This window comes from Dermatophilus congolensis (assembly GCF_900187045.1).
Lineage (GTDB): Bacteria > Actinomycetota > Actinomycetes > Actinomycetales > Dermatophilaceae > Dermatophilus > Dermatophilus congolensis.
Genome location: NZ_LT906453.1, coordinates 212,675 through 225,266, shown reverse-complemented (window position 1 = coordinate 225,266; position 12,592 = coordinate 212,675). Strand labels below are relative to the sequence as shown.

General features: G+C 59.4%; 10 protein-coding genes. 6 read left to right on the top strand and 4 right to left on the bottom strand.

What is annotated here, in order from left to right:
* Nucleotides 1–8: 8 nt before the first annotated feature.
* Nucleotides 9–950: a DUF5926 family protein gene (locus CKV89_RS00915; RefSeq protein ID WP_028327399.1), complete on the top strand. Its 942-nt coding sequence runs from the start codon at nt 9–11 to the stop codon at nt 948–950.
* A 116-nt stretch (nt 951–1,066) separates the two neighbouring features.
* On the opposite strand, the gene CKV89_RS11560 is transcribed toward CKV89_RS00915, so the two are convergent.
* Together CKV89_RS11560 and CKV89_RS00910 are read right to left on the bottom strand one after the other, a co-directional pair.
* A complete protein-coding gene (locus tag CKV89_RS11560; RefSeq protein ID WP_154657661.1) occupies nt 1,067–1,414 on the bottom strand; it encodes a hypothetical protein in 348 nt (115 codons plus the stop codon).
* Between the two features lie 114 nt (nt 1,415–1,528).
* Entirely contained in the window at nt 1,529–2,524 is a 996-nt protein-coding gene (locus CKV89_RS00910) for a diacylglycerol/lipid kinase family protein (RefSeq protein WP_084441109.1), read from the bottom strand.
* A gap of 212 nt (nt 2,525–2,736) precedes the next feature.
* Between CKV89_RS00910 and fdh the strand changes: the two genes are divergently transcribed.
* From fdh to CKV89_RS00890, 4 genes are all read left to right on the top strand, one after another.
* Nucleotides 2,737–6,072: a formate dehydrogenase gene (gene fdh, locus CKV89_RS00905; RefSeq protein WP_095068406.1), complete on the top strand. Its 3,336-nt coding sequence runs from the start codon at nt 2,737–2,739 to the stop codon at nt 6,070–6,072.
* Nucleotides 6,072–7,118, top strand: coding sequence for a 4Fe-4S dicluster domain-containing protein (locus tag CKV89_RS00900; RefSeq protein WP_034401239.1), 1,047 nt, complete (start codon nt 6,072–6,074; stop codon nt 7,116–7,118). Before fdh ends, CKV89_RS00900 begins: the two co-directional genes overlap by 1 nt.
* A gap of 3 nt (nt 7,119–7,121) precedes the next feature.
* Nucleotides 7,122–8,309 carry an NrfD/PsrC family molybdoenzyme membrane anchor subunit gene (gene nrfD / locus CKV89_RS00895; protein WP_034401240.1) on the top strand — a complete coding sequence of 396 codons (1,188 nt, stop codon included), beginning with the start codon at nt 7,122–7,124 and terminating at the stop codon, nt 8,307–8,309.
* Between the two features lie 136 nt (nt 8,310–8,445).
* Nucleotides 8,446–9,207: a DsbA family protein gene (locus tag CKV89_RS00890; RefSeq protein ID WP_084441113.1), complete on the top strand. Its 762-nt coding sequence runs from the start codon at nt 8,446–8,448 to the stop codon at nt 9,205–9,207.
* Nucleotides 9,208–9,244: 37 nt separating this feature from the next.
* On the opposite strand, the gene CKV89_RS00885 is transcribed toward CKV89_RS00890, so the two are convergent.
* Together CKV89_RS00885 and selD are read right to left on the bottom strand one after the other, a co-directional pair.
* Entirely contained in the window at nt 9,245–9,655 is a 411-nt protein-coding gene (locus CKV89_RS00885) for a hypothetical protein (RefSeq protein WP_028327404.1), read from the bottom strand.
* 94 nt (nt 9,656–9,749) lie between these two features.
* A complete protein-coding gene (gene selD / locus CKV89_RS00880) occupies nt 9,750–10,745 on the bottom strand; it encodes a selenide, water dikinase SelD (RefSeq protein ID WP_034401241.1) in 996 nt (331 codons plus the stop codon).
* A gap of 188 nt (nt 10,746–10,933) precedes the next feature.
* On the opposite strand from selD, the gene CKV89_RS00875 reads away from it, so the two are divergent.
* On the top strand, nt 10,934–12,490 hold the full coding sequence (locus CKV89_RS00875) for an ATP-dependent DNA ligase (protein WP_028327405.1): 1,557 nt from the start codon (nt 10,934–10,936) through the stop codon (nt 12,488–12,490).
* Nucleotides 12,491–12,592: the final 102 nt, after the last annotated feature.

Genomic DNA, 12,592 nt, shown 5'->3' with positions numbered 1-12,592 from the left:
TCACCACCATGGGTAAGGCAGCACGACGCGCACGTAAAGAAGCACAAGCCGCACGCACCACCGTGGCCGCGGCACCCTTCATCGCACGCCCCTTCGAGGGCCTATCCGGCGAAAGCGACTGGGTGGCAATGCGCCAACTCCTACCCGCCGCCTTGGCCACCATCACCCTGCGCGACTGCGACCCCATCCGCAGCGCCTTAGGACACGACCCTAGCGAAACCGACCTGAACATCACCATCACCACCCTCCTACCCGGAGCATGGCCCGCACTCCACCGCGACAACGGCGAACGCCTCATCGCCATCCAATCCGTCGGAGCCAGCGGCGACGCATCCCGAGACATCGCCGCCGCAATCCTCGCCGCACTAGCCGCCCCAGCTGGTGCACCAGTAACACACATGCCCCCGGTCAACGCCGACACGCCTCGACTGCAAGACCTCATCGACCCCGCAACCACCTTCGCAGCCGACCTCCGCGCCGGATTCGACTACTGGGTACCCGATGTCAACGCCCTCGACGCCCGCGCCAAAGCCGAACTTGAAGAAGCAAACGCATCCTTGGTTCCCACCACACGCATGCCAGCAGATGCCTGCCCCAAGAACGCCATCGCCTACTGGGGACTCATGGGCGACCGAGCCCTCATTCGCTTGATCCTCACCGACGAGGAAAACCGCGCCACCGACGCCCTCGCCCGACTCCACGCGGCCAGCGCCGACACCCTCCAAGCAGAACAAGGAGCACCTACCCGACTCCTTGGCGCCTTCCGCGCCGACGGCGTACTCATTCCCGTTTGGGACCTCGACCCCGCCCTGGGAGCAGAGGCATACGAAAAAGCACTCGCCGAATTCTCCACCCGCTACACCGCAGCACTCGCATCTGATGCGCCATTGAACCCCGAAGAACGACGCGCCCGATCCGGTTTGCTCAGCCGTCAGTTGACCTTGCGCTAAGCCCCGCGCAAACCTGATCACAACATAAAAACTCTGGCCTTATCGGCTCCACAACGCAATGCTTTTGAGTCGATAAGGTTAGAGTTTCTGTTTTTCACGCGGTTACTGTAAGCCCGCTACTGAGCTGCAGGATAAAAAGTAAGAAGAAGTGTATAGAGCAGGCAAAGTGCTGCAAGTATCGATGAAAAAATATTCGACTTCAGGGATTCTTTAACGCGATACCGGATTACGTATGACATGACGTATGTGGTCCATGCCGCGGCGCACAGGAACAATATGCGCCCTAAAATGGTAAAACCAAGAGTATCCAGAACGAGTCCTATAAACGCTAAAAAACTCGTTATTATCCAGCCTGATCTGGCTGTTTCTATTTTATTTTTATCCCCTTTTTCCGGGCTGTAAGTATCCACTCTAACCTCCTGAATATTTCCTGAGTGAATACTACTTAAATCCCAGGTGGCCATTCGGCACGCGGCACCTTTGTTACTGCTTCGTAATGAAATACTTACTCGGGCAATTGCGCTCAGTGCCTATATGTAGCCAGGGAAAAACTCAACAGCTTTACTGCAACACCACCCCTAGGTGCGAACACGAACAACCAACGCCCCAGGCAAAGAACTCGTATCAAGAGCCCGCGTAAGACCAATCGCATCACCATCAAGCTGAATATGCTGCGGAACCCGAAGGCGCAACTGCATCGACTGAAACCGCGACGTGTGCACCCGCTCACTACCAGCTCGACCCCGCGTCAAAACATGCGTCGCCACAGACAACCAACCCGTCAACGATTTGGGAGTCAACACAAGCGCATCCAACAAGCCATCATCCGGCTCAGCAGGCAAAAGACTGATCCCACCCTGCAACTCAGAAACATTCGCAAACAACACCGTCCGCGCCTTACGCAACACTCCAGGGCCCCCATCAGTCCACATCCGCACCTCAAACCGCTCACCCCGCAAATGCCGCAACCCCGACCACACATACGCCACCGCACCCACCTGCGCCTTCAACTCCTCCGGCGCACCCGCAATCATCGAAGCATCAAACCCAATCCCCGCCATGATGAGAAAAAACTCCTCCACCAGCTGAGCCTGATCCAACGGAACCTGCTCATCACGCAGCAACTCCAACCGCACCCTGCCCACATCAAGCCTGCGATCAACACCCCGCAACGCCACCCGCAACGCCTCCACTGGCGAATCCAACGGCAAACCAAGATTACGAGCCAACAAATTGCCCGTACCCCCAGGCAAAAGCCCCAACGGCACCCCCGTACCAATCAACGCACTGGCCACCGCCCGCACCGTCCCATCCCCACCCAGCGCGCACACCACATCAACACCCTCATCCAACGCAGCCTGAGCCTGACCGCGCCCCGGATCCTCCACCGTCGTCTCCAGCCACATCGGCTCAGCCCACCCCAACCCCACCGCCGCATCCCTCAACTGCCCACGCACCCGAAGAGCATCACCGCCAGAGAATTTAGAAGGATTAACAACAACAGCAACACGCGGACAAGAACCCTCCACAGCAACCCCCGGGAGGCTCTCAGCTGACTGGTACGAGGCGGCCATAAAACGACGTTAGCGCCCCCAACGACTTTCCCCGACGCACCTAGGCCACCGGATGTGCTCTTCCAGCCGACAACAAATCACACCAACCTGACCAATCACCCCTGCACAACCCCCTTCGCGCACTACCATGAAGCACGCAAACCCTGCGGCCGCCATCAGGTGGCCGCTATGTGTGCGGGCACCCCAAGCCCGCCAGGTGGTGAGGAGCTCACATGGCACGGAAAGTGGCCCTGAACTGGCCAGCACTGCTCCAAATCGTCACCGGTGACTTCCTTGGCCGCGGAGCCGCAGTTACCAGCAAAAACACCGAGACGATCCAGCCGCGTACATCCACAGCTGACCGTGTAGTACAAAGCGTCTGCCCCTACTGCGCTGTGGGGTGCGGCCAGAAAATCTTCGTCAAAGACGAAAAAATCGTCCAAATCGAAGGCGACCCAGACTCACCAATCAACCGCGGCCGCCTATGCCCCAAAGGATCCGCCGGCGAACAACTCGTCAACTCACCCCGACGAGTCACCACAGTGCGATACCGCCGCCCGCACGCCACCGAATGGGAAGACCTCGACCTCGACACCGCGATCGACATGATCGCTGACCGATTCATCACCGCACGCGCCAAACACTGGGAAGAAACACACCCCGACGGGCGCGACAACCTCCACCGCACCATGGGCATCGCCTCCCTCGGCGGAGCCACACTCGACAACGAAGAGAATTACCTCATAAAAAAACTGTTCACGGCCGCAGGAGCAATCCAGGTCGAGAACCAAGCCCGCATTTGACACTCCGCCACGGTTCCCGGTCTGGGAGCCTCGTTCGGGCGCGGCGGCGCCACCCAAAACACGCAGGACCTCGCGAACGCCGACTGCATCGTCATTCAAGGGTCCAACATGGCCGAATGTCACCCAGTAGGTTTCCAATGGGTGACCGAAGCCAAACTGCGCGGCGCGCGGATCATCCACGTCGACCCGCGGTTCACCCGCACCTCAGCGCAGGCAGACCGACACATCCCCATCCGTGCCGGATCAGACATCGCGCTGCTCGGCGCACTCATCAACTACGTATTAACCAACGACCTATGGTTCAAGGAATACGTCCTCGCCTACACCAACGCGACCTCAATCGTGCACGGCGACTTCCAAGACACCGAAGACCTCAACGGCCTCTTCAGCGGCTACGACCCCGACAAAAACCACTACGACACCAGCTCATGGGGATACTGCAGCACCGCCGGTGAACCCGTCAGCGGCGGCGGCCACGCAACCGAATCAGGCGTACACCAATCGCACGCCGCACACCCAGAAACAGCAGGATCAGGTGGCCCCACCCTCGAACACGCCCACGTCCGCAAAGACCCCACACTTCAAGACCCCAACTGCGTCCTAAACGTACTTCGACGCCACTACGCCCGATACACACCTGAAATGGTCGAAGAAGTTTGCGGCATCTCAACCGAAGACTTCCACTACCTCGCCGAATCCATCACCGCGAACTCAGGACCAGAACGCACCACCGCGTTCTGCTACGCAGTCGGCTGGACCCAACACACCGCCGGCGCCCAAATGATCCGCACCTCCTCAATCCTGCAACTCCTCCTAGGAAACATCGGACGACCAGGCGGGGGCATCATGGCCCTACGCGGACACGCCTCCATCCAGGGATCCACAGACATCCCCACCCTGTTCAACCTGCTTCCGGGCTACCTACCCATGCCCGTAGCAGGCGTACACGACACACTCACCGACTACATCAACACCGTCGGATCACCCGACCAAAAAGGCTTCTGGGCCTACGCCGACGCCTACACCATCAGCCTCCTCAAAGCCTGGTGGGGCGAACACGCCACCGCAGAAAACGACTTCGCCTACGGGTACATGCCCAAACTCACCGGCCCACACGGCACCTACCAAACCGTGATGCGAATGCTCGAAGGCAACGTCAGTGGCTACTTCGTCCTGGGCCAAAACCCAGCCGTGGGATCAGCACACGCCCGCATGCAACGACTCGCACTAGCAAAACTGGACTGGCTAGTAGTGCGCGACCTGCAAATGATCGAAACAGCAACCTTCTGGAAAGACTCACCCGAAGTCGCCACCGGCGAAATCGTTCCAGAAGAAGTAGGCACCGAAGTGTTCTTCCTGCCAGCGTCTTCCTACGCCGAAAAAGCAGGAACATTCACCCAAACACACCGACTCGTGCAATGGCGACACAAAGCAGTCGACGCCCCCGGACAGTGCCAAAGCGAACTGGACTTCTTCTACCAACTTGGCTGCCGCATCCGCGCCAAACTCGCCGAATCAACAGACCCACGCGACAGGCCACTACTCGACCTGACCTGGGACTACCCCCTAGATGAACATGGCGAAGTCGACCCAGAATCCGTCCTGGCAGAAATCAACGGATTCCACATCGGCGGCGAAGAACACCGCAAACCTCTATCAGCCTTCACTCAAATGAAAGCCGATGGCTCCACCGCCGGAGGGTGCTGGATCTACGCAGGCATCTACGCCGACGGCATTAACCGCGCCGCCAGCCGCGTATCCGACCGCGACGGTAGCTACATCGCCCCCAACTGGGGCTGGGCGTGGCCAGCAAACCGGCGCATCCTCTACAACCGTGCCTCCGCTGCACCCGATGGGAAACCCTGGTCAGAACGCAAAAAATACATCTACTGGGACGAACAAGCTGGCAAATGGTCCGGCCCCGACGTTCCTGACTTCCCCGTAGCCAAACACCCCAACTACCGCGCCCCCCAAGACGCAAGCGGAGTAGAAGCCCTCCATGGCACCGACGCGTTCATCATGCAAGCCGACGGTTTGGCCTGGCTATACGCACCTCGTGGACTCGTCGACGGGCCCCTACCCACCCACTACGAAGCCGCAGAATCACCCGTAGTGAACCCGCTCTACCCCCAACAAGCCAACCCCACCCGCGTCACCTTCCGCCGCCAAGACAACCTCCTGGCCGTCTCCGGGGGTGACCCCGGATCCGACGTATACCCATACGTATTCACCACCTACCGGCTCACCGAACACCACACCGCCGGCGGCATGAGCCGATGGCTGCCCTACCTAGCCGAGCTACAACCCGAAATGTTCTGCGAAATCTCCCGAAAACTCGCAGACGAACGCGGCCTTAAAAACGGCGGCTGGGCAACCATCATCTCCCCTCGCGCAGCCATCGAAACCAGAGTGCTCGTCACCGACCGAGTACAACCCCTACACATCGCTGGCCGCACCGTTCATCAAATCGGCCTGCCCTACCACTGGGGCGTAGGCGAACATGCCGTCGTCAGCGGCGACTCCGCCAACGACCTCCTCGGCCTAGCCCTAGACCCCAACGTCCACATCCAAGAAGCCAAAGCCGGATCCTGTGACATTCGACCAGGGCGCAGACCCCAAGGAAAAGCAGTCCTGGACCTCGTGCAGGAATACCAGCGGCGAGCCCAACTCACCACCGACACAAGCCAAACCCTCGTCGAACAACTCACCCCACGGAAACCAAATCCGCCCACCACGGGCACACGCACATCGACACAGGAGGGCTGATGGGGTTCTGGCGCAACCAGCTATACGGGCCGACCAACCCGATCACCGACTCCGGGTGGAAACCCGAAAACACACGCAAAGGCTTCTTCACCGACACATCCATCTGCATCGGCTGCAAAGCCTGCGAAGTAGCCTGCAAAGAATGGAACCGTGTACCCGCCCGCGGCGAAAAAGAACACGGCAACCAACTCCTCGGATCCTCATACGACAACTCAGGACACCTAGGCGCCAACACCTGGCGACACGTCGCCTTCATCGAACAAGGCCCCGAACAACTCGCCAAAGCCAAAGCCAGCGGCGCCGTAGCACTGGGCATGCCCTCCATCGGAGCGCCACCTGCTGCCACATCTAGCTGCGACAGCAACACCACTACCGACACCAGTCAAAGCACACCACAAGGCCTGCCGGCTGTCCGATGGCTGATGAGCTCAGACGTGTGCAAACACTGCACTCACGCAGGCTGCCTCGACGTCTGCCCCACCGGCGCCCTCTTCCGCTCCGAATTCGGCACTGTCGTTGTACAAGCAGACGTGTGTAACGGATGCGGCATGTGCGTTGCCGCCTGCCCATTTGGCGTCATCGGCCGCCGCGAAAACGGAACCGTCACCGTTCCTACCAGCGACGGAACCACCATCCAAGAAAAAATCCATAACGGCGGCGTCGCCCAAAAATGCACCCTTTGCTACGACCGCATCAAAGACGGACAAAAACCAGCCTGCGCGCAAACCTGCCCCACCACCTCCATCAAATTCGGTGATCACGCCGACATGGTCAAAGCTGCACGCAAACGACTCGCGGACCTGCATGCACAAGGCCGCACAGAAGCACGACTCTACGGCGCTAACCCCCACGATGGAGTCGGCGGCACCGGCTCAGTGTTCCTCCTCATGGACGAACCCGAGGCATACGGACTACCACCAGACCCAGTCGTACCAACCAGACACCTGTCAGAAATGTTCACCAAAGCAGGCATCGCCGGAACCGCCATGATCGGTATCGCACTGGCAGTATTCGCGGGCAACGGGCCACTGAACAAAGGGGCATGAGACGTGACAACAAACCCCTTCGATGAAGTACGCCCACCCACCCTGCAGCACCGAGGCGGCCGCCGGAAAAAACGCCGTGGCGCAGACCCCAACGCCACAGTCCCCGAAGCTCAATTCGGTAGCTACTACGGCCGCAACATCGTCAAAGCACCGCCGTGGAAAAAAGAAATCCCCGCCTACCTCTTCCTCGGTGGCCTAGCTGGTGCCTCCGGACTGATCGGAGCTGGCGCCCACCTGACTGGCCGTTTCGAGCTGCGTCGCAACGCACGCCTAGCAGCGATCGTTGCTGCGGCTGCAGGCGGGGCAGCGCTCGTGGCTGACCTAGGACGCCCCGAACGGTTCCTCAACATGATGCGCACCGTGAAACTGACCTCGCCGATGAGCGTCGGCTCATGGATACTGGTCGGATTTTCCACGTGTGCCGGTGGTGCTGTGATGACCGAGTTCGGCAGGCCAGCTCTGGCCTCGAGCGAACCCAACATGCTGAAATCGCTCATGCAAGCGGTGACCGGTTCAGCCCAATACGCTGCGGAGCACTCCCGTGGCTTCGTTCCCCCCACCGAAGCGCCACTGGTACTGGCCAAGGCGCATGAAAAATCTGTGCTGCTCATGGTGTTGGACTTTTTCGATCCGTTGATGAGTGCCGGAACCGCGTTCTTCTCCCCGCCCCTGGCGGCCTACACGGCCGTGCTGTTGGCTGACACAGCCGTCCCCTTGTGGAACCAGGCGTACCGGGAGCTGCCCTTCCTCTTTGTTGCTTCAGCCACCGCCGCCGGGTGCGGCATGGCCATGGTGACGACCAACCCCGCGCAGACCGCGCCGGTTCGTCAGCTCGCCGCCATAGCTGCGTGCGTGGAAGCTGGCGCCGATGTGGCGATGGAACGCCGCCTCGGTGAAGAAGGGCAGCCTCTCCATGAAGGCAGCAGTGGCCGGTTGCACACAGCAGCCCGGGTTCTCACTGTTGCTGGTGGGATCGGCGCGGTGCTGTTTGGGCGAGGCAGGCTAGGCGCTGCAGTCTCGGGGCTGGTGTTGATGGCAGGTTCGGCATGCACACGTTTCGCAGTGGTCTCAGCAGGGATCACCTCTGCGCAAGACCCCATCTACACGGTGCGCCCGCAGCGTCGCCGTGCCGCCACCAGGCAAACCGAAGGAATGGGTGTCACCCAGCCCGGGCAAGACATCACCATCTAAATTTCAGGCAACAGAACCGAAATTTTCGCCCTCGGCATGACCTGACTGCGTGTTCATGCACGGTGAAACACCTCGGAACCACTCTGCAATAGAGTTCGTTTGACGGGCAGCTCTGCTCGCGGCGAAAGGACACGGCATGACGAAAGCGGACCGAGCGGCCAAAATTGCGGCAGCAGCACCTAAACGACGCGGCCCCGGGCCAGCAGTTATTGTCGCGTTGCTCGTTGTCGCGGCACTGATTGTGGTGGGTGTGTGGCAGGTGAGCAGTGGTTCGCAAGATTCGCAGTCCACAGTGAACAGCGCAGGTGTGCCTAAAGGCGGCGACGCTAATGGCGGATTAAACGCGTTCCCCGGTGTGAAACTTGCCGACGGTGCACCAAAAGTCGAAGTATTCACCGATTTCCAGTGCCCCTTCTGTGGGCATCTGGCGAAATTTAATGGCGAAGCAATGAACAAGCTCGCTAAAGAAGGAAAAATCCAGCTCGTCGAACACCACATGAAATTCCTCGACGAAAACATGCACCGAGGCGAAAAAGGTCCATCCCACGCCGCCGCGAACGCCGCCTACTGTGCAGCAGATGAAGGCGTGTACCCGCAGGTTGCGCACGGTATTTTCGTGAACCAGCCCGAGGTAGAAGGGCAAGGATTCCCCGACGACCTGTTCACCAAGTTGGCCCAAGGTGCCGGTGTCAAAGGTGAAGCCCTCGACCGGTTCGAAAAATGTGTCTCCAAGAAAAAATACGTCGACTACGTCAAAAAGAGTGACGAAATGAGCGCAAGGATGCAGGTGACAAGCACACCTGCGGTGCGTATCAATGGCAAAGATGTCGCTAAAGAAGACATGTCTCAGCTGGTTTCTGCAGCGAACACATTCGAAACGGTGCTGGCTAAATACTGACCGTCATTTCTTTACGCATAGCCACAGCGAAAGAAACTTAGCAGCCCACGATTTCGCAGACTTTGCCAATGACAGGAATGTCACTGGGTTCAACGTCGGGAATCGTGGGCAAATCAGTGGCTCGGGGAACTGAATCACCAAGTTTTCCGAGACGATCACCAAGATTTTTCTGAGTGTCTTGGAGATTTTTGGTCACATTGCTGATTCCGGTCAATGTCGCCGAAACCTGTTGGGCCAGAGCCAAAACAGTGACAGCAACAAAACCAATAATCGCCAACGTGACCACGTGCAGTAGCAAACTGATCACCAGAAGAACCCGGACAAAACGATCTTTACCCGCGCATCGGTGCACGTAAGGAATAGGCGCCTGGGGATCATGAACAGCTGGCTGCATCGGCAACGGGCCGGTCTCCCAGTCAGCGTTGCCGTGATAGTTGCGGTTGTTCATAGAAACCTTCCTGCCGTGCTGAGCCTGTGCTCTGGCACGATACGTAACCGCACAGCCACCAGTCCGGTGGCATAGGTGAATGTTGCACACGAAGTCACGAAGTGCTAATGGTGTTGCCAGTGCGGGGGACAAATTCACCAATGACGGTGGCGCCGGGGATCTCTCCAGCCAAAAGCAGCCCGCCAGATGTTTGGGCGTCCGCCAACATCAGCAGTTCTTCCTCAGGTAAATCGGTGCACAGGTGCGGGCGAACCCAGTCCAGGTTGCGACGACTGCCACCGGGAATGAACCCATCAGCCAAAGACTGTCGCGCACCCTCGAGATAAGGAACCGCGCCGGGGTCGATCCGGGCAGAAACGCCAGAGGCGCGAGCCATTTTGTGCAGATGCCCCAGCAGCCCAAACCCAGTGATGTCAGTCGCTGCGGTGATTCCAGCGGTGAGAGCATCCCTGGATGCTGCGTCGTTGAGCTGCACCATGGCGTCGATGGCGTGAGGAAAAAGCTCCCCAGTGGTTTTGTGACGGTTATTGAGGATGCCAACCCCAAGAGGTTTGGTGATCGAGATGGGAAGGCCAGCTTCGGCGGCGTCATTGCGTAGCAGCTGCTCGCTATTTCCAATACCAGTAACAGCCAGCCCGTAGACAGGTTCGGGATTATCGATGGAGTGGCCACCAGCTAGGGGAGTCCCCGCGCGGTTACACACCTCCAGGCCGCCGCGGAGCACTTCAGTAGCAATATCGGTAGGAAGAATGTCGCGGGGCCAGCCAAGCAAGTTGATAGCCAGGATTGGGGTGCCACCCATGGCGTAGATATCAGACAGAGCATTGGCCGCGGCGATGCGGCCCCAGTCGTAAGGGTCATCGACGACAGGGGTGAAGAAGTCAGCAGTGGAGATCGCGACAGTAGGGCTAGAGGGATCGATCAGGACGGCGGCGGCATCATCACCGTGATCCAAGCCCACGACCAGAGCTGGGTCGGTTTTCCCGATGAGCCCAGCAACCATGGTTTCGAGTTCGTTGGGTGGGATTTTGCAGGCGCAGCCGCCGCCGTGAGCGTATTGGGTTAGGCGTGCAGGTGTGGTGGGGTTCACGTGCTCACTGTAGGAGCCAGTTCACAGCGATTGGCATGGTTTTGGGGAAAGGGAACGAGGTAGATCCACGGCCATCCCGAACGTACCTGACCGGCAGCAGGTACGTTTGGGAATCCTTAAACGGCAACATAACTCGATGAATCTAAGAGTGTCAGGTATTGGTGATGGCCGCTGCCATGCTGAAAGGCATGAAGTTCTCCCAGGTCGTGGCCACATCCCAGCAGATATCTGCCACCCGGTCACGCACCGCCAAAGTCCAAGCGGTTGCACACACCCTGCGCCTAGCCGCGCCAAGGGAGGCACGGCTCGTGGCGCACTACCTGTCAGGGTCGTTACCGCAGCGCCGCACCGGAGTGGGGGCTCGATCGCTAAGTAACCTGCCCGCCCCCGCAGCCACAGACACACTGCACGTGGCCGATGTTGACGCGATCATCGCCGACATCGCTGCCCTCAGCGGGTCCGGATCAGGCACACGCCGTAAAGAAAAGCTGATCGACCTATTCGCACGCGCCACAGACAACGAACAACGCCTGCTGCGTGACTTATTCACCGGTCAGGTACGGCACGGAGCACTAGACGGGGTCCTGCAAACAGCTATCGCTGTGGCCGCGGACGTGCCGGTGGATGCGGTGCGACGAGCCGTGATGCTCGCAGGCTCTTCAGCAGCGGTAGTCGAAGACGCCCTCACTGGTGGGGTGCAGGCACTAGAACGTGTCGGCCTGGTTGTGGGGCGCCCACTGATGCCGATGCTCGCGGCTTCAGCCCCAGACGTGGCTGAAGCTGTGCAGCAAGCAGGCGAGGGCAAAAAGGTCGCGGTAGAACGCAAACTTAATGGAATCCGCCTACAGGCACACAAAAACCGTGACGAGGTGCGGTTATTCACGCGATCCCTCGACGACATCACTGACCGGCTACCCGAGGTCGTTGAGGTCATCGCTGCGATCCCCGCCCAGAAGGCAGTAATCGACGCCGAAGCTATCGCCCTGCGCCCTGACGGGCGACCACACCCATTCCAAGTCACCGCTGCCCGCACCGCCAGCCGTAACGACCCCGCAGCACTAGCGGCCAATACACCCGTGTCAACGTTCGTGTTCGACATGCTCCACCGCGACGGACACGACCTGCTCGACCTACCCGCCAAAGAACGCATCGACCAACTCAACGCACTCATCGATGAAGCACACCTGGTTCCACGCGTGATCACCGACCGCGCCGAAAAGACCGCAGAGTTCTTCGCTGCACAGATCGCAGCCGGACACGAAGGCGTGGTAGTGAAAAGTTTAGAAGCCCCCTATGCAGCCGGACGCCGCGGCGCCGGCTGGATCAAAGTCAAACCCCGGCACACCCTCGAACTTGTTGTTCTTGCTGTCGAGTGGGGCAGCGGCCGCCGCAGCGGAAAACTATCCAATATCCACCTGGGCGCCAGTGACGGAGCTGGCGGATTTGTCATGCTCGGTAAAACCTTCAAAGGCATGACAGGCGAAATGCTGGACTGGCAAACCACCCGGTTCCTTGAATTAGAAACCCACCGAGAAGGCTACGTAGTTCACCTGCGCCCAGAACAAGTAGTTGAAATCGCCTTCGACGGGTTACAACAGTCAACACGCTACCCCGCAGGACTAGCCCTACGATTCGCCCGGGTACTGCGCTACCGCCACGACAAAACAGCCAACCACATCGACACCATCGACACCATCCGCGCGCTCGCTGGCTCCCCAAGCGCTGAGACAGATCAACGACACTAACCCCACGAGACACCCCGAGACAGGTGGGCAAAAACACACATCCCACCAGCCAAAACCCACAAACCTGCACCCCAACGCACAAAACAAAACTGCAACAATCAC

Bases quoted from the DNA above. Each gene is read 5' to 3' on its own strand.
- CKV89_RS00875 (WP_028327405.1), top strand. From the start codon at position 10,934: ATGAAGTTCTCCCAGGTCGTGGCCACATCCCAGCAGATATCTGCCACC.
- CKV89_RS00885 (WP_028327404.1), bottom strand. From the start codon at position 9,655: ATGAACAACCGCAACTATCACGGCAACGCTGACTGGGAGACCGGCCCG.
- CKV89_RS00910 (WP_084441109.1), bottom strand. From the start codon at position 2,524: ATGGCCGCCTCGTACCAGTCAGCTGAGAGCCTCCCGGGGGTTGCTGTG.
- CKV89_RS00900 (WP_034401239.1), top strand. From the start codon at position 6,072: ATGGGGTTCTGGCGCAACCAGCTATACGGGCCGACCAACCCGATCACC.
- CKV89_RS00890 (WP_084441113.1), top strand. From the start codon at position 8,446: ATGACGAAAGCGGACCGAGCGGCCAAAATTGCGGCAGCAGCACCTAAA.
- CKV89_RS11560 (WP_154657661.1), bottom strand. From the start codon at position 1,414: ATGGCCACCTGGGATTTAAGTAGTATTCACTCAGGAAATATTCAGGAG.
- CKV89_RS00915 (WP_028327399.1), top strand. From the start codon at position 9: ATGGGTAAGGCAGCACGACGCGCACGTAAAGAAGCACAAGCCGCACGC.